A 20,560-nucleotide genomic window follows, 5' to 3' on the forward strand; every position below is an offset into this window, starting at 1 on the left:
CGGACAATAAATCCGGAATAGAGCGGAATCCATCTGCCGATTTCCAATACGATTCCTAGGCGATTCTTAGCGTATGACTAGAGGCGATCCTATCAATTTTTTCGCTTCCTCCTCCAAGATCACTCGCAGCTTCCTTTCATCCTCGCTATATGGCAAAGCCATAAAAATAGTCATTTTGCCCATGGATGCATAGGAAGCCTCAAAGAGAATACGTTTCTTTCCTTTTATAAACAGGTGATCGTATTCACTTGGTTGACTCTTGTTCTGCTCACCCAGAAAGTTACAAATAATAGGCGTCATCTGCATGGATTGGATGAGTGAGTGATTAGAAAGAGGATAGTTTTCCGTTACACCATGATTTTGTACGAGATTGGTGAAATGAATGTTCCTCTCCTTTGCGAGATCCAACCGAGCTTTCACATACGTTTCCAACTCATCCAGACTCGACGCTGGATCAATATGAAGCGGAATATGATCGATGCACTCGCCAAGCACATCGAAGAAATGGTTCCCCATAAAGGATCTGCCAAAGTTCATGAGGAAGATGGGTGCCTTTTGGACTCCATAACTTCTTTCGCAAAATCTGGCTAAAAGAGCAATCGGAATCCGTGCATTTTCTGTCTCCTGCGGGTTGTCCATATCCAGTTCGCAGGTAACAATCGTGTAGCCGTCCAAAGCGGATGAAGATGCGAGCTGTCTTTCTATGGACAAAAGACTATTCTCAAATGCGTGAAGTTCAAATTCCTCCATGAGCTGTTGATCTTCGATTCCGATTGGACCTTTGGTAATTTGCTGGACGAAATCCCAATACGTATTCCGATCATTTTCCGAGAGCTCTGTACCATTCTCCAACGCTTCGTAATACAGGTTCATGTCGTTTTGCAGAACCTCACTGCTAATAAAATCAAAAATGAGATGCGATGCCGGGAATAGGAACGAGTACTCTTTCTCGCTCTCTTTCAGCAAGATCACTTTGTAAGACAAAGAACCGATCGAATCATGCTGCTTGTAAAAATATTCGCTCAGTAAAAGTTGGCGCACCGCTTCTTTTCTGTCATCCGAGTCGCTCGATACATCAACAACAGGGAGCGCAATCTCACTAGGGCAAGGATATTCTTTCCAATATGGCTCTTCTTCTTCAAAAGCCAACGTGCATCGCAGTAAATGATGCCGCTCCAGGACTTTACGAAATGCCTTTTCCAGTGTCTTAGGATCGATCATCCGCTCAAAGCGAATCACTGTTCCAGAAATGTCCTTTTCCTGTACATGATAGCGCTGTGAAGGTGACAGCGGCTGTCTGATAAAAGTCTGCTGAGTGACGATCGCCTCCGAATAACGGAGGAGCTTCTGATCGAGTTCGTTGACGAGTCGCTCCTGCCATGGCAACGATTCATTCTCATCTAGTGCAGCCTCTTGGATATCATTCCTCTCTTTTTCCCATGCTTTTTGCGAGAGATCCAGATATTGGATTGCGTGCGGCTGAATTGCAGGATCACAAGACTTACGCAATACGGACAGTATTTCTTGGTGTTTGTCCCGCGCATTTTCCTCCACGTACAGAACAGCTCGATGCTTGTTGCCGAAGGGCAACTCTACATAGTTGCTTCGCACTTGAAAATGAGCGTAAATCAAGGTTTCCAGCTCTTTTTTATCTTGCGCTTTTGTGGTGCGAACTCGGTTTACTGTATCTACATATCCTGCTAGCGCTCTGACTGTGTCATATTGGAAGATCGTTTGAATCTTTACTTCTATTCCTTCCTTATGAAGTCGCGCTACCAGTTGGATCGCTTTGATAGAATGCCCGCCCAGATCATAAAAATGGTCATCCACACTGATTTCCTGTAGGTCGAGCACTTCTTTCCAAATTTCCGCCAGCCTAATCTCCTGCTCTGTAACAGGTGGATTCATCTGCTTACTTGCCTCCCTGATCATGGCAGGCTCAGGTAATGCTTTCCGATCTATTTTTCCGTTTGGTGTTATAGGCATTCTCTCAAGGACGTGGATATACGTTGGTACCATATAGGCCGGAAGGGTGGCCAAAAGCTCCTGACGCAAATCTCTGTTCCAATCAGGCTGTTCCCAGACCAGATAAGCGATCAAGCAGGCATCTCCTCCCTGCTCTTTTTTGGCCAACACGACCGCTTCCTTCACTCCTGCCTGGGATAGGATCACGTTTTCAACCTCATCAAGCTCGATACGAAAACCACGTATCTTGACCTGGTTGTCCATTCGCCCCAAATATTCCAGACTTCCATCCGCAAGCCATTTCACCATATCTCCCGTCTTGTAGAGCCTCGAACCGGCCATAAACGGATCTGCCACAAATTTCTCGTTCGTCAATTCCTCGCGATTGATGTAGCCATCAGCGACACTAATACCCGCGATTGCCAGCTCACCAGGAATTCCCTGGGGCTGCAAATGACCGTGCGCATCTAACACGTATACTTTTGTGTTGGCAATGGGCTTTCCGATTGGCACTTGCTGCGGCAGCCTCTCTTGCCCTTCATACGTCCAAGTCGTCGCACAAATCGTTGTTTCGGTTGGACCGTATGCATTGATGTATCGGCAATGCCCGCTCCATTTATGGACAAGCTCCCAGTTTGCCGCGGAGCCTGCGGTGATTAACGTTTTCAATTTCGGGAAATTTTCCGGCTCCAAATACGTAACAAAGGTAGGTGGAAGCGTCGCGACTGTTACTTCATGCCGTAGCAGATACTCACTGAAAGCCTGCGGATCGAGTACGACATCCTTTGAAACAATGACCAATCTCGCCCCAGTCAATACCCCCATCGTAAACTCCCAGACAGAGGCATCAAAAGAGATGCTGGCAAACTGCAACACCTTGTCCTTTTGGGTGATCCCGAGATCGTTGATGAAAAACTGCTGGAGGTTGGCGATTCCGACGTGGTGCAGCCTTACCCCCTTTGGCTTCCCCGTTGACCCGGATGTATAAATGACGTAGGCCAGGTCAATGGAACGATGAAGGATCTGTAGAACAGGTGAAACATCGTTGTATACGCTCCTATCATCAAGATTGATCAATGTTGCTGCTGGGAGAATACGCTCTGCATACGATACCGTCGGATCATGGACCAAAACAATACTGGCCCCGCTATCTTCGATCATATAGCTGATCCGTTCGCTCGGATGGTCGGTACTAATTGGAAGAAAGGCACCGCCCGCTTTTAAAACGGCCAAGATGGCGAGGCTGTATGCAGTAGAGCGCTCTACCATCACAGCAACAATGCTGCCTGGTTTTACCCCTTTCTCACGCAGCACGTGGGCCAGCGCATCGGATTTGTCATCTAATTCCTGATACGTGTATGTTCCTTCCTGATCTACCACGGCAAAATGATCCGGTCCCTTTTTGACCTGTTCCTTAAATAGCTGGTCAATGGTTAGCGTTTGATCAACCAGCATCTCTGTGTCATTCCATTGTTGCAGAATGAGAGCCTGCTCCTCGTCTGTGACCATTTGCATTTTTGCAATCGGCTGATCAGGATTACGGACGATACTTTGAATCAACTGATTCATGTGCGCCCGTACTTTTTGCATATAGGTATCGCTGTAAGCAAGTGCATTATAGATAAAGTGAATTTCTAATTCCTTTCCGGGAATAATGCACAAGTTGAAGTCGTAGCTGGTTTGCTCATATCCTTGGACATCCGTGATTCCGAATAAACCACCTTTTCCATCTTCGTCGAATGCCTCTTCCGTCAATGGATAGTTTTCAAAGACCATGAGATGCTGAATCAGGTTTTGTTTTAATGCGGTTTCGGACTGAATATCCGCCAGAGACAAGTATTGGTAGCTGCTTGTGGCTGTGAAAAACTGTTGCACCTGCCGAAGCAACTCTGAAAATGTCTGTTTGCCTTCACTGCGAATTCGCATTGGGATCGTGTTGACAAACAATCCAACCATTTCTTCTACGCCAACGAGCTCAGAAGGACGTCCCGAAACGACTGATCCGAAGACAACATCATTGGCATAATTGTATCGTTGCAACAACAATCCCCAGAGGGAATGAAAGATGATGCTCAGTGTTACATCATTTGATCTCGCTAACTGCTCCAAACGGGCAGTCGTTTCCCGATCCATGCGAAATACGATCGATTCTCGTTGGTACCCCTTACCGGTTGAAATCGTTTCAACCGGTAAAGGAGATTGCTGATCAAATCCATCCAAGCTATCTCGCCAGAACGAGAGTCCCTCTTGTTTGTTTTGCTTGCCAAGCCAAGTGACATAGGTACTGAAAGAATACGGTGGAGCCAGCTCAGCCTTCTTATTTTGAAGATAAGAGCGATAGATATGGAAAAAGTCTTTTGCGACAATCCCCAGGCACCAGCCATCCATAATAATATGGTGGAAGCTCCACACCATCTTGTATTTTGATTCGCTCAATTTCATAACGGTAATCCGAAACAACAGATCTTTTTCCAGATCAAATCTCTTGCCCCGATCCCTTACAAGAAATTGCTCCACAAATGCTTCTTGTTCATCCTGAGTCAGGTCAGAGATGTCCTCGATCTGAATAGCTGCTTCTCTTTGCTTCAACACGATCTGCAGAGGCTTTTTACTTTCTTTATAGTGAAAGACTGTTCGCAGGATATCGAATCTTTCAACGAGGTCGCGAAAGCTCTGATCAAGGAGATCAAGCCGCAACGACTCCTCCATCGTAATCACCGTTTGTTCGAAGTGAACCTCTGATTCAGGATGAAGGATAAAGTGATACAGCATGCCTTCCTGCATAGGTGTCAAGCGGTATATATTTTTAATCTGAACACCATTCAAACCTCATCACCATCTATCATTGAATTTTTTCACCCAGCAGTTGGGAAAGATGATCTAGTTCCTCAATGGACAGCTCATCGTATGTGAAATCTGTTGGGCTTTGCTCGACTGACTCTTTCGATAAGCAGTGCGTAATGATTTCTACGATCTTTTCTCGGTAGGCATCCACGAGGCGCTGAATGGTTCCTTCTTCAAACTCTTCACGATGATACGTAAAAGTAAGTGTCAGCTTGCGATTCACCACCATTCCATTCACATCAAGCGCAAAGGATCGAATGGCGGACGGACTGATTTCTCGGCCCGGTGAAAGAGAGGAAGTCGTTATGCTGCCAGATTCCAAGTCTGTATCGAACTGTCCCAAATAGTTAAAACTGATCTCGGGCTTTACCTGGAACGTTAACGGAACTTCGGTTTGTCTCGCAGACAGATACTGTAAAATACTGTATCCAATACCTTTGTTCGGCACACGTCGCAGGCTGTCTTTCACCATTTTGATCTGGTAGCCAACAGATTCTGATCGGCTCATATCAAGTACGAATGGATACTGGGCTGTAAACCATCCGACCGTGCGTGAAATATCCATGCCCTTCACGATCTCTTCTCTGCCATGTCCCTCCAGATTGACGAGCACATGATCTAACCCCGCCCACTCTTTTACTGTCAAGCCCAACGCCGTAAGCAACAAATCGTTCACTTCCGTGTTATAAGCTTGGTGGCTTTGCTTCAGCAGCTTTTCTGTGTAGGCTTCATCAACCTCGATGGTGACCTCGGTTGTATCTTGCATCAGCGGTGCTTCAATCGTTTCCGCCTTTGCCAGAGGAGAGAACGGCGTTTCCTCTACCTGCTTCCAATATCCGATTTCCTGTTGAATCTCGCTTCCCTGCGCATATTTTTGCAATTCTTCTGACCATGTTTGATAGGAATCGGTTTTCATAGGCAAAGTAGGCTCTTCTTGCTGCTGCAAGGAGTCATACACCGTATGGAAATCTTCTAGAAGAATCCGCCATGAGACACCATCGACTACGAGATGATGAATCACGATTAACAAGTGATCTCCTGCTTCTGTTCGGAAAAGGCCGAGATTTGCCAACGCAGTATCCGTCAAATCGATCCCTTCCTGTATGAGTTGCGCTGCTTGCTCCATTTCCACTACGCTGTGAGCCGGAAACTCTCTGATCATAATGGGGACTTGGCACTCGTCTAGTTCCCGATGTTCCTGCACAATGTCTGACTCGTTCAATTGGAATTTCATTCGCAAAGCATCATGATGCTCAATCAGCTTCATAAATGCTTGTTGAACCAGCTCTGGATCAAAGCCAGCTTCACTGAACAACATGACAGATTGATTGTAATGATGCGGGTTCTGATGGTTTTGTTCAAAGAAGTTCATCTGGATCGGTGTCAACGCTACTGCTCCCATTACAGGCCCTTGATCAATTTGTCTGGTCAGCGTCTGGAGATATCTTGCTGCACTGCGAATACGTGGGTTTTGGAACAAGTCTTTCAATCGGAGCTCATACCCATGATTCCTCAATCTCGCTATCATCTGAAGAGCTTTAATAGAGTCTCCCCCAAGCTCAAAGAAGTTGTGGGTCACACTTACTTGCGCAAGCCCCAGCACATCCTTCCAGATGGAGACCATGATCTGCTCCTGTTCATCGGACGGCTCGACGATGTGTTCCTCCACCAAGAGGGAGCGATCAGGAAGAGGGAGTTTTTTCCGATCCACTTTTCCAACAGCGGTAATCGGCATAGCGTCTAGTCGAACGAAGAAAGACGGGATCATGTAATCGGGCAAATCTTTCGCGAGCAGGTCTCTCCACTCGTCAGCGGCAAGCTCATGCTCTGTCACAATATACGCGCATAAGTACTTGCTTCCATTTTCTTCTTCTCTGGCGATCACGATTGCTTCTTTTACCTGTTCTAGCGAAAGCAGCTTGCTTTCAATTTCCCCTGGCTCGATTCGATATCCCCTGATTTTAATCTGGAAATCCCTTCTGCCCAGGAAATGGATGTTTCCATCCGGTAAATAGACAGCCAAATCCCCTGTCTTATACATTTTTTCATAGCCGGGTTCCACGTATGGATTATCAACAAAGCTCTGACTCGTTAGCTCCTCGTTATGCAGATAACCTAGTCCAAGCGGCATGCCTGAAATGTAAATTTCTCCAGGGACACCTATCGGCACTCGTTTTCCGTACGCATCGAGTAGAAGGATTTTCGTGTTGAATATCGGTTTTCCAATCGGGATGCGATCTTCCTCTCCCGTAATTTGATAGGCAATGCATCCGATACTTGCTTCTGTCGGGCCATACAAATTTGCCGGTGATACATACTGGAATATTTTCAGAAATTTGGAAACTGCGGACGGAACGATTTCCTCGCCGCCGATAATGATCTTTTTGAGCGATTGTAATTTGCCCTGCAGCTCGAGATTTTCAGCTAACTGATTGACGATCACATTAAAGACAGATGGGACGAAATCAGTTAAGGTAATTTGTTCGTCTTCAATGATTCCAGCCATGTAATCAGCCGAGACTGTCATCCCCGTAGTAGGCAAGACCGTTTTTCCGCCATTCGTCAGCGGCCAGAAGAATTGCCAAATGGCACTGTCATATACATGGTTGGTAGTCTGAAGGACAGATTGCGCTGCGTCTTGTCCAAAGTAATCATCCATCCAGTTAAAGCGGTTGACAATCCCTCGATGCGGTACCACGACTCCTTTTGGTTTGCCTGTTGAGCCAGAAGTAAAAATGACATAGATGGGGTCTTCCGGCGATACGGATAAATTAGGATTTTCGGTTTCTGTTGTCAGGTGCCCCAGATCAATCGCAACCAAATTCGCTCCCAAATCCGTCTCCGTAAAGGAATGGTCAGATTCTACGAATACGAACTCGCTACCCAGCTCGGCAATAACAGACTGGAGTCGATCGACAGGCCACTGAATGTCCAATGGTGAAAACGCTGCTCCCGTCTTCATTACACCTAATAACGATACGACCAATTCCAGACTTCTTTCCATCAGCACAGGTACATACTTGCCCTTTCCTATACCGCGGTTCAGCAGATCAGAAGCGACTGCATTGGCTTTCTCGTTCAATTGTTGGTACGTGATTGTCGAGCCTTGATAGGAAACGGCAATGCGATTCGGATAAAGGCTAGCTGATTCCTCGATGGCAACATGGATCGGTTGTACCACAGGATAATCTCGCTTCGTATCATTACTGAGCTTCTCCATAAACTGCACTTCTTCCGGAGACATGAGGTCAATCTCGCCCACAAGAATATCCATGTTAGCAGCTACCTGCCGCAGTACGTTGGTAAAATGGCTGATAAAACGCTCCATCGTCTCAGGCTTAAATAGGCTGGTGCTATATTCGCACTCTACAAAAAAGCTTTCATTTCTCGTCTCAACATTCATGACGATGTCTAGCTTGGATATTTTCGTTTGGAATGGATAAAGGCTGACCTCTACCCTGTTCCAATCAAAGGCCGTATCTGCCACATTGTCATAGGAGAACATGGTGTCAAACAACGGATTCCTGCTTGGGTCACGTCGAACTTGAAGCTTCTCTACTAGGTCTTCCAATGGATAATCCTGATGTTCAAACGCCAGAAGTGCCTTCTCACTTAGCTCTTGGACAAACTCGCGGAACGTTTTGCTGCCTGCTGGATGATTTCGCAGTGCAAGCGTATTTACAAACATCCCCACTACATTTTGAACATCGGTGTGGTTACGTCCTGCCACTGGAGTCCCTACGACAATGTCCTCTTGCCCGGTATATTTGGACAGCAAAACGTTGTACGCCGCCAATAGAATCGAAAAGACTGTGACATTCGCTTCCTTCGCCAAGTCATGCAAGCTACGGGATACATCTGCCTCTATCTCGCTTTCGACCGTACCCCCTTCAAAGCTTTGAAACTGCGGTCGCTGATAGTCCGTAGGTAGATTCATGACAGGTAGCTCCCCGCTGAATTCATCTATCCAGAACTTCTCCTGCCTATGCGACTGGCCCGTCGTCTTGAGCTGTTTCAACCAAGCCGAATAATCCTTGTACTGAATGGTAAGTGGTTCTGGATTTCGTCCGTTATACAGTTGATTCAACTCATCAATCACAATGCTCACCGATGTTCCATCTGCTATGATGTGGTGCATGTCGATCAGGAGCAAATGCTTGTCCTCAACCAGTTTGACCAGCTTGACTCGCAATAATGGTGCCTGGCTCAGTTCGAATGGTTGAATGAACGTCCGAATGTGATTTTCTATACTCTCAGGACTGTCCTCTGCGCGAGCATGATCGATGGCAAAACGGACAGAGTCATGGACAAATTGTTTCGGCTCACCATTTACGTAGTCGAAGGACGTACGGAACGCCTCATGCCTTTGAATGAGGGACTGGAATGCGTTTTCCAATGCCGCAGAATCCAGCTGCCCGGAAAGAATCAGAGCGCCTGCCATGTTATAGGCAACACTCGTTTCATCGAGTGATTGAACCGTGAAAATCCTTTTTTGCGAAGGAGAGAGCTCATAATTCTCTTGTTTTCCAACCAACTGAATCAAAGGCTTTTCGGTCAGTGTCGATTCAGAAATGACGTGGGCAAAACTTCTGACAGTAGGATTTTGGAAAACGGCTCGCAGCGGAATTTCTACCTGCCACTCCTTGTTCACTTTGGCAAGAAGAATGGCGGCATGCAGCGAATGTCCACCGATTTCAAAGAATCGATCCAGAGCGCCGACTCGCTCGATCCCCAAGACCTCTTGCCATATTCCTGCAAGTTTTCTTTCATTTTCTGTCGCTGGTTCTACGTATTCCTCGGATATTAGCTTAGAAAGATCGGGTTCAGGCAAAGCATTACGATCGATTTTGCCGTTTGGCGTCACAGGCAACTCTTCCAATTGGACGATAAAGGTTGGCACCATGAACTCAGGCAGGGAATCGGCTAAAAAGCCCTTGATTTCGGATGTACTTACTTCCTCATCCGTCGTGTAATAAGCGCACAATACAACGGATTCATCTCCCCTTGTCTTCGGGAGCACAATGGCATTGCGAACCTTTTCATGCCGTAACAGTTGATTTTCGACTTCGCCCAGCTCCACACGGAATCCACGAATCTTCAATTGGTAGTCCGAACGACCAACAAACTCCATATTTCCATCTGCCAGCCAGCGCACAATATCGCCGGTCTTATATATGGTCTCGCCAGGACGGAAAGGGTTTTGGATGAAGCGCTCGCGGGTTAATTCCTCTCGGTTCAGATAACCACGCGCAACACCTGCTCCTCCGATATATAGTTCTCCGTACACGCCCACCGGCTGTGACCGCCATTGGGAATCCAACACATAAAATTCTGTGTTTTGCAGCGGTTTTCCGATCGGAACATTTCCGGTTGTCATTTCGGTATCGCCAGCCATTTCGAAGTAGCTGGAATCAATAGCAGCCTCTGTGACTCCATAGCTATTGATGATTTTGATCTGCCCGAAACGCTCGACCAAGCAGACAAACGCTTCACTTTGGCATGTATCTGAACCAAGAATCAGCAGTTTCAGATGAGTGAGCGACAATCCATTTTGATAAATGTACTCCATAAAAGGAAGAACAAGAGCAGGTGTTGATTCAAACAAGGAAATTTCATACCGGGTCAACCACTGATATAGTGCCGGAAGATCAATCCTTACATCACTTGGACAAATCACCAAATGTCCACCATGCAACAGGGCCCTGCACAAATCCCCTGCAAACACGTCAAAAGAGAAACTCGCCATCTGTAAGAGATTCACATTCATCTGTTCTAGTTCGTACTCATAGCGCCATGTATTGGCTACACTCACCAGATTGCGATGCTCGATCATGACCCCTTTGGGTTTGCCAGTAGTGCCGGACGTATAAATGATATAAGCGAGATCGCTCGGTCCGGAGATGGCGTCGAGATTGGACGAATCCTCCCTGTAACTGGCCTCTGCGTCCAGATCGATAATAGCGCCGCTGAAGTCTAGTCCGCTCTGTCCATTTTGATTGACCAGCATGACCTTTGCCTGACTGTCTTCCAGCATGAACGAAATGCGGTCCTTTGGATACTGAGGATCAATCGGAACATAGGCTCCACCCGCCTTCATGACAGCCAGAACAGCGACGACCATGTTAATCGAGCGTTCTGCCAAAATCGCAACGGAGCTGTTTGGCTTTACACCCTGATCACGCAGAGTCCGTGCCAAGCGGTTTGCTTTCGCATTGAGTTCCTGATAGCTGATCTGCTCTTCCCCGTAAGAGACAGCGACTTGCTCTGCATGGCGTATTGCTTCTGCCTCAAACCATTCATAAAACGTTGGATAGAGAGGAGCGGGTATTTGCTTTCTCGCTTGATTAAAGTCGGCAACAACCTGCTTGACGTCCTCGCTGGACAAGTACTCCAAATCAGCTAGGCAACTCTCATTAGACTGCAGAATGGAGTGAAGAATCTTGGCAAAGTGATTGGCCATTCGCTCAACCGTATCGCGTTTAAACAGATGAGTGCTGTAATCAAATTGGCAAGTGAGCGTCGTCCCATTGTCATGGACATCAAGACTGAGATCAAAGAGGGACACACCTTTTGGATATTCATACGTCGTGACGTTGAAATCATCTGAGGCCACGTCGTCAAAGGATTCATAATGGTAATCAAACATGGTATCAAATAGAGGATTGCGGCTCAAATCTTTGTTTAATTGAAGAGCATCAACCAGTTTTTCAAACGGGTACTCCTGATTTTCAAAGGCACGTATGGCATGATTTTTCACTTCTTTCAGGAAATCCATAAAGGTCTTGCTTCCTGTCGGATAGTTTCGGATGGCCAACGTATTTACAAACATGCCCATCATTCGTTCCAAATCAGGGTGTTGTCTTCCCGCCACAGCAGAACCGACAATCAGCTCCTCCTGCCCTGTGTATCGATAAAGCAGTACATTGTAAGCAGCAAGCAATACCATGTACAAGGTCGTGTCAGTTTCCCTAGCCAATTGGAGCAACTGCTTCCTGACTTCCTCACCGATCCCCATCGTCAAGCGGTCACCTTCAAAGGATTGAACCGGCGGTCTTTGGTAATCAATCGGTAGCTTCAATACCGGAAGTTCTCCTTGGCTAAATTGCTCAAGCCAGTACTCCTTTTGAGCCAAGAGCTGTTCTGACTGCTCCCTCTCTTGCTCCCATGCCACGAAATCTTTATACGTCACACCGAGCTCAGGCAGTGATTCTCCTCTATACGTATGGAGCAGCTCACGGATAAACAGAGAGACCGAATAGCCGTCCGAAATAATGTGATGCATGTCCACAGCCACAATGAAGCGTTTGGCTGACACTTGGAAGATTTTCGTCCGAATAAGCGGTGCTTTGCTGAGATCAAATGGCTGGATAAAGGTGCGAATCGCCTCATTTACATCCTCTTCGGCCAATTGTTTGACCTCAATATCCAATGGCAGATCGTCATGTAAAACTTGAACGACTTCATTATCTCTAATCACAAAGTTGGTTCGGAAAGACTCGTGCCTTTGTACAACCTGCTGCAAAGAGTGAATCAGACGATCGAGTTCCAGTTCCCCATCCAATTGTAAGTAGCCGGATAAGTTATAGGCGGTTCCTCCATCCAGACCTTGGAGGATGTACATTCTTTTCTGTGCGGAAGAAGACTTATAGTATGGCTGCAACTCGCATGAGCGAATGGGTGTAAAAGCTTGATGCTTGGACGAGTCTACATATTTGGCTAATTCACGTATCGTCTGCGATTGAAAAATTTGATGCAAAGGAATTTGCACGTGGCATTCCTTGTAGATTCTGCTGAGCATGACAGTCGCTTGTAAGGAGTTCCCGCCTTGTTCAAAAAAATTATCATCCAGATACATCGGGGAGCTTCCCAAGATTTCTTGCCAAATGACTCTGATGGTCTCTTCGGTCACCGTACCAGCCGGCTCTACTTCTCTGCCTGCCGTGCTTCTTTGCCCTGCAAGTCGATCGGATGAATGGATGATTTGGATTTCTCCATTTCCTAGTGGAACAGCCGTTTTCGTTGTTCGCTGCCAATGAGACGGGTCTGCATGCTCGAATCCCCCATCTGCCATATACACCTGTCCGACCGCACCCACAGGGGCAAATTGCTGATACTGATCCAGGACATAGAGGGAAGCTCGTCCTACTCGATCATCTGGCACATCCTGCAAAAGTTCTGTCCATTCCGCTGCATATTTGCCCAGGTTGCCACTGGATTCGCGTATCATTCTTTCCATCTCATTGGGCTGTAAAAGTGACAGTGCATGAATTTTTTCCTGATCGTCTTCTGCAATACGATGCAAAAGATTGGCAAAGTAGACGCCCCACTTGCGAAGAATCTCCGTGGTTACTACCCCGCTTCGTGCATCCACATCCACCACAAGCTCTCCGCCCACTTCTGTCACGTTGACAAAAAGATCGTACTTGCTGTAAATGATCCGATTGGGCAACAGCGTAGCCTTCATTTGAGCGAAAGTCAGGTTGTGAAGCGGTCGATCCATATTGAACAACACAGAAATCTCTGGCAAGTTCTGATGCGGCAAATTCTCAGCTAATGCTGCAAAGGAGTAAGCTTGATGCTTTTCCATCTCCGCAACCGCCTGTTTCACCTGGGACAAATAATCCGCTGCCGTATCATTGCCGTCAATCTCCGTGCAAACCGGCAACAGATTGACGCAGTTTCCGATCAAGGACATTTTGCCGATATGGGATTGACCCGCAGTAGGAATCGCAACAACCATTTTTCTATTCCCAAGAATGCGATGAAGGAAGAGGTTAAAAGAAGCCAGTAAGGTAATAAACAGACTGTTCTTGTTTTGAATGCTTCTTTTTCTTGCCTTCCTTGTGATGTTACTGTCGATCTTGAAGGTAATTCGCTCGCCTGTAAAAGTTGGTTTTCCCACTTCACCTTGCTCTAAAGGAAAAACGAGCTTGGGGATTGGATCTGCAAATTTTTCGTTCCAGTACGTGAGCGCGTCCTGAAACGCTGGATTCTGCATCTGATCTTCTTGCCAATTTCGGTACGTAGAAAACGGTGTAGACGGCTCGAGCAATATTGGTCGTTTCTGTGTAAGGGCCGAGTAAATATCATCCAGCTCTTTTATAAATATAGCCATGGACCACCCATCCGCAATCATGTGATGGAAGGTGTAGGAAGTCAGGAATTTGGCGGTAGCCAGCTTGATGACACTTACCCGATACAGGGGGGCCTCAGAAGACAGGTCAAATGGCGTGCCTGTTTGTTCATCCAATAGCTGATTCCTTTTTTCTTCCTGTTCCTCGGATGAAAGATTGCTCAAATCCACGAATCGAACACGTATGTCCCTCTTGGGAAGTACCACCTGATACTCCCCGTTTGAATCAATGATGGTCCGCAATGCTTCATGACGATCCACCATGGTTTGGACTGCCCGCTCAAACACAGGGATATCAAGCTCACCATCCACCTGAAGGGAGATAGTCTCGTTAAAAGCGGCGGATGCTTCCTCGCGATATTTGACTGCAAACCACATTTGTTTCTGTTCAGGGCTAAGAGGAAGCTTCAGTTGTTCCCCCCCAATTTCCACAGGCGTTGCCTCTGGCTTTTGTCCATCCGGTCTCGTAAAGTTTGTCATTTCGACGACTTGGTTTTGTTTCCGTCCACCATTCGGAGAAGTTGGGGGTGGCTCCGGCAAAAAACCTCCTCGCCTCAGATCATCAATACTTTCCTTCACCGCATGGATCAGTCTCTCAATATCCTCATCGGAATGGGCTGTGGAAAGGAAGCAATTTCTGCCCTCCCATATATAAATGCCCTTGCTAATCAGATGATAGAAGAACAATTCTATATCGGTAAACGATACGAAGCGGAACAAGGAACCGCAATTAATCATCTGGATTGGAATCTGTTCGTTCTTAAAATACGCGTTAAGTGTTTCTACCAAGTAGAGGGTCTTTTGAGTCAACGCTTCCTGAAGCTTCGGCCCCTGTTCCTTCAAATATTCCAGAGTAGCGATCGCAGCGTGCATCGTCAGTGGATGCGTACAAAACGTTCCGCCCACAAACGTCTTTTTCTCGGCATTTACCGGGTAAGAATGATCCCCAAAATTCCAGATTCCCCCGTCTACTGCATCCATGAACGCAGCTTTACCGGCTACAACACCGATCGGCATGCCACCACCCGGAACTTTTCCATACGTAACGAGGTCTGCTTCTATTCCGTACCACGCCTGTGCGCCACCAAGATGTATGCGGAATCCTGTAATGATTTCGTCAAAAATAAGGGCAGTGCCTGATTGGCTTGTAATCTCTCTGACTTCCTTCAAGAATTCCACTGGCTGCAGATCTGGACGGCGGCTTTGAACAGGCTCGACTAATACTGCGGCCAGTTCATGTGCATGTTTTTTGATCAGCTCGATTGATTTTGGATGGTTGTAGTTTAAGACTAGGACGTCATCCACCGTATGCTGGGTAATACCTGGTGCCATTGGTATGGCCTTCCCGTCCTGGGACTCAGGATCAGCAACAGTCAGAACGCCGTCAAATGTACCGTGATAGGAGCCGGAAAATAATGCGATTTTCGAACGGCCGGTAACAGCTCTAGCCAAGCGCAGTGCCACCATTACTGCCTCTGTCCCCGAATTGTAAAAGGCGACACGCTCTACTCCGGATAGCTCGCTGATTAATTCTGCTACCCTTCCAGCTACATCCGACATAGGACCCAGCGGAGGCAGATCAGATTGAATCTGTTCCTCCAGCTTTTTCATGATAAATGCGGGATTATGACCGAGCAGGTTTACACCAAACCCCATCGTCAAATCGACATATTCATTCCCATCCAGATCCCACATTTTTGAACCAGCTGATGCTTGTGTAATGATTGGATAGACCATTTCCTTCCAATAAGAACGGAATCCAGACACATTGCGATTGTTTGCATGAACAAATCGGTGCTCTTGCGTATATTTCTTAGAGTGCTTTGTCTTTTCCGTATAGCTTTGAATGAATGCGTTCAGATACGCTCTTTGTGTCGGTGTAAAATCGCCTCGTTCACCGATCATCAGTGGCTGATACGGTATAAATGGCTTCTGGCGTTCCTCTTCATTCACCTTGACGGGTGGTTTACCTTCGGGTTTCTTGCTCTCGGGAGCTACAGGCACAGATTCAACTTGTTGCTTTGGTACAAAGCTTTGTTCTTGATTCAACAGCTCCAATTGCTTTTGTAACAGCGTAGCCATTTGGTTTTGGTGTTCAGACAAGAGCGAAATCTGCTTTTCGATAATGGTTTCAACCGCCCCTGTGCTTCTCGAGACTGGCATTTTCATGGTTTGTTCAATCGGCTCTGATTGTTGAATATGGTGAACGTCATTCTGTTCCACAACCATGCTTGCTCTCGGTTGCTCGATTGCCATCCATTCCATTTGTTTGGCAGAAGCCACAGCGGGGCTACTGGATAGCTCCTGAGCGATGTGGGCCGCTAGCTTGTCCACACTGGTAATGGTTTCAAACAACTCTTGGGCCGGAATGACCACTCCAAACTTTTCTTGAATTTCACGATTGATTTGTACGAGCATAATAGAATCCAAGCCTAGCTCCAGAAAATGAAGGGATGGATCAATTTCATCTACAGCAAAACCTGAAGCATGATGAACCAACTCTTTCAGAACTTTTGCGATTGGCGCAGTTCCTATCTCTGACACAGTAGCACCTCTATTTCCGCTAATAGTATTCGTCTGTTCTGGAATGATGCTGATCACATCATCTGTAATCCAAGAGCGATGCTGATCGAAAGGATAGACCGGCAGTGGCATTTTTCTTCTCTTTTTGCCATCTCTGTAGAACTCATCCCAGTCAACCGTAGCTCCCTGTACATACAAATCGCATAATGTCGTGGCATACGAATACTTCATCTCTGTACTCGCCTTGTGGTACTTTTCTTGAACATCCCGAGCGGATTGACTCAACAGATGAACGGTTTCTTCTGGAACGCGCTTTTTACCAGGTGAGTAGACGAAAACATCTCGATCATTTTCAAGCCGGACCGCCAATCGGTCGAGCTTTTGTTCGAAATCGCTGCGACTATGCAAAATGAGTGCAATCCGATAGGGAAGCGTTTCTCTCCCGGTATTTGCCGTATAGCACAAATCAGACAGAGAAAGCGGTCCGCTGGAAGAAAGAAACTCCCGGTACTTTTGAATCAGACGTTGAAGGGCTGACTCGGATTTGGTCGACAAGGTAAATACTTGCACCTCGTCTGAGACTGTCATCTCCGTTTCATTAACTGGCACATACTCTTCCAAAATAACGTGGCTATTGGTCCCGCTAAACCCAAACGAGCTAACCCCGCATCTCCTCGGATGTCCATCTGTTTCCCATTTTTCCAGTCTGTTTTGTACATAGACTGGCGACTTTTCAAATGCAAAATTCCGATTCGGCTTCTGGAAATGGACGAGGACCGGCAGTTCTTTGTACTTTAACTGCAAAGCAGCCTTAATCAATCCAGCGATTCCCGCTGCTTCATATAAATGTCCAATATTTGCTTTGACAGTGCCGATTCCACAAAACTGTTTCTTCTGTGTATATTGTCGGAATGCTCTCTGAATTCCATCCAGCTCAACGGGGTCCCCTAGTTTTGTACCCGTTCCATGCGCCTCTATATAGCTAATCGTTTCAGGGTCGATTTGCGCATCCTCCCAAGCGTCTACGATTAATTCTGCCTGGGCCTGTGAGTTCGGTGCGGTAATCCCGACTGTAACGCCATCTTGATTCACAGCACTTCCCTTAATCACAGCATAGATGTGATCCCCGTCCTCGATGGCTTTTTCCAAAGGTTTTAACAGAACAGTAGCTACGCCTTCCCCCCAACCCGTTCCATCAGATTGATCGTCAAACGCCCTTGAACGGTTGTCAGAGGATTCCATTCCAATTCCAGCCTTCAGCGCCAGCAGGATGGTTTTGACTCCACCTGCCAATGCCATCTCACAATCTCCGTTTTGGATAGCCTTGCACGCCATATGAACTGCAACCAAGGAAGAAGAGCAGGCTGTATCCACGGTGACAGCAGGGCCACGCAAATCAAGCAAGTGCGAGATGCGGCTTGCAATAACGGAAGGAAGGTTGCCTACTGCATAAGAGGGCAAATCCTTGGGACTTACCACTGACAAAAGGCGTTCGTAATCGTATCCCAACTTGGAGAATCCGACATACACCCCTACTTTTTCCCCTGAAAGCTTGTGTCCGCCATAGCCTGCATCCTCTAGCGTATTCCAAGCATTTTCAAGGAACAGTCTTTGGTTGGGGTCCATTAGTTTCGCTTCTTTTGGGGTGATCGAGAAGAACGAATAGTCAAACTTATCAATCTCCTCTAAATAACCACCCTCCACAAGGCTAGGATTGCCCTGCTCGCCTCTGACTAGCGATACATATTGTTCTGTGTCCTTTCGTCTCTGACCATGAAGCTCATGAATACAATCCTTTCCTCCCCGGATGTTTTGCCAAAATTGATCCACATCCTGAGCCTGCGGGAACTTACAAGAAATCCCGATAATCGCGATATCCTTTTGTTTCTGTTGGCTCGTATCTGTCTCTTTTATGCGATCAGTCGCTTGATCGTCGTGGAAGAGACTGCGAGAAAGCTTGGAGATCGTCGGATAGGCAAACAAATCGGTAACCGCCAATGTGATCCCCATCTCTTCTTCTATCCGCCCTGCTAACTGGGTCAACTGCATAGAGGACACGCCTACGTCAAAATAACTGTCGTTTGGTCCCAATTTGTCTGATTGAAGCACCTCGCGGCAAATCGTAAGCAATTGTTTTTCTAATTCTTCACGTAACTGAGGTGATTGATCGGTTCTCTCCTCTTTTACCTCTTCGGTGATTAGGCGTTGCATCTCCTCGGTAACATCGCGGAATGCTCCAGACTGATACTCCCTAGCCACTCTATATCGTTCGACTTTTCCACTCGTGGTTTTGGGGATGCGCTGAATCGGCAAGACCTCGCTTATTCTCCATCCGGTTCGCTCGTTCAAATGCGTTTTCACTTTCTTAGAAAGCTCAATGAACTCGTCTACACTTTTCCGATGAAGGACAAACACAAGAATGTCTTCTTCTTTGCTTTTCTCGTTGAATACCCCGCAGGCAACGACCTTCCCAAGCTCGACTCCTTCAACTTCTTCCGCAATCCGCTCAATATCATGCGGATAAACGTTTTGACCATTCACGAAGATGATGTCTTTTTCACGCCCCGTAATGACAAGACGTTCGTTTCGCATAAAACCCAGATCCCCTGTTCTGAGCCATCCATCAGCCGTCATTACATTTGCGGTGGCAACAGGGTTGTTGTAGTATCCAGCGGTTACATTCTTCCCTCTAATATGGATATGGCCAACCGAATCGCTTGGCAGCTCGTGATCCTCGTCATCACATATTCTTACCTCGCAAAAATCGATGGGGTAACCCACTTCTACTAGGGTGAGCGCTTCTGGATTTGTTTGATCCGTCATCTTGATTGGCTTTCCTATCTGGATAAACCTACGATCCAGAGAAATCGTTGTAAAATGCAAGTTTTGATCAGGTATCGATACTCCCACAGAGGCTTCAGCCAATCCATAGCATGGGAGCATGCTTGTTTTCTTCAATCCATAAGGGCTCATCTGATCCAAAAAGTGATAAATTAATTCTGAAGCGATGGGTTCTGCACCATTTAGAATCGCGCGGAGCGTTGACAAATCCCACTCTTCTGCCACTTCTGGTTTAAACCTAGACAACACATATTTATACCCAAAGTTCGGAGAAGAAGTAATTGTCGCCTTGTGCTCGCTTGCTTTCTTCAGCCATAGCGTAGGTCGCCTGATAAACAGTGAGGTATGAATAAAATAATGCTGAACTCCTGCGTACAACGGGGATAAATGGAACGCGATCATCCCCATGTCATGAGTTAAGGGCATCCAGCTTAGAAATGAGTCAGACTCAGTCGTTTCAAGTCTGTTATTAATCGCAAGCACATTATGGACAAGGTTTTCATGCGTCAGGGTAACCCCTTTTGGATCCCCTGTAGACCCCGATGAAAATTGAATAAAGGCCACATGATCAGCAGAAGGGTAATAGATGGTGCCCTTCTCTTCATTTTTCCCGGTCTCCTCAAGCAGGAAAGACTTCGACTTCAATGATTCCATTTCCGTCAGGTAGTTGTGTTTACTAAAGAAATCCTCCAGTCGTTGCCAGACGCTGTCCGTCGTAATCAGATACGGGTTGATTAACGTCTTCCAAACCTTTAAAAGCTTCAGACGATGCTCTTCGTTATCCCCAACAGAAATAGGCACAGCGATAATTCCACCGAGTAAGCATCCCCAGAAAAGGCAGACAAAAGTTCGGAGATTACTATCCTCAATTTGAAAAACGACCTCATCACCAGGCTTGATTCCATTTTTTTGGAGGACAAATAAATAACCGAGGGCTTCTTCATACAATTCTTTATAGGAAACAAACACCTCATTCTGGTCTCCCAAAATGAAGGTAACGCCTTTATGGTCCTCGTTCTTCCACAATTCCAGCGCTTCTACTAATGTCTGAACAATATGCAAAGCGTTGTTCCTCCCTTGTCCCGTGTTTGATAGTTTCTCACACTTGCCTGGTGAGCATAACCACTCCAAATGCTCCCTCTTGCTCCCCACGTGCATACAAGAGAAGTGAATTTCCCCACTATGTGACTCGCTGTACGAATCGCCTGTCTCCCGCTTTCTATTCCGGGCTTCACTTAGGCTCGTACCCGATAT

General features: G+C 46.7%; 2 protein-coding genes. Both read right to left on the reverse strand.

The genetic code is table 11. The annotated features are described in order from the left end of the window. Nucleotides 1-66: 66 nt before the first annotated feature. Nucleotides 67-4,791: a non-ribosomal peptide synthetase gene (locus C7R92_RS03610; protein ID WP_106833281.1), complete on the reverse strand. Its 4,725-nt coding sequence runs from the start codon at nucleotides 4,789-4,791 to the stop codon at nucleotides 67-69. A 16-nt stretch (nucleotides 4,792-4,807) separates the two neighbouring features. Beyond that, nucleotides 4,808-20,368, reverse strand: a complete 15,561-nt coding sequence (locus C7R92_RS03615; RefSeq protein WP_106833282.1) for a non-ribosomal peptide synthetase — start codon at nucleotides 20,366-20,368, stop codon at nucleotides 4,808-4,810. Between the last annotated feature and the right edge of the window lie 192 nt (nucleotides 20,369-20,560).

This window comes from Brevibacillus porteri (assembly GCF_003013475.1).
Classification (GTDB): Bacteria; Bacillota; Bacilli; order Brevibacillales; family Brevibacillaceae; genus Brevibacillus; species Brevibacillus porteri.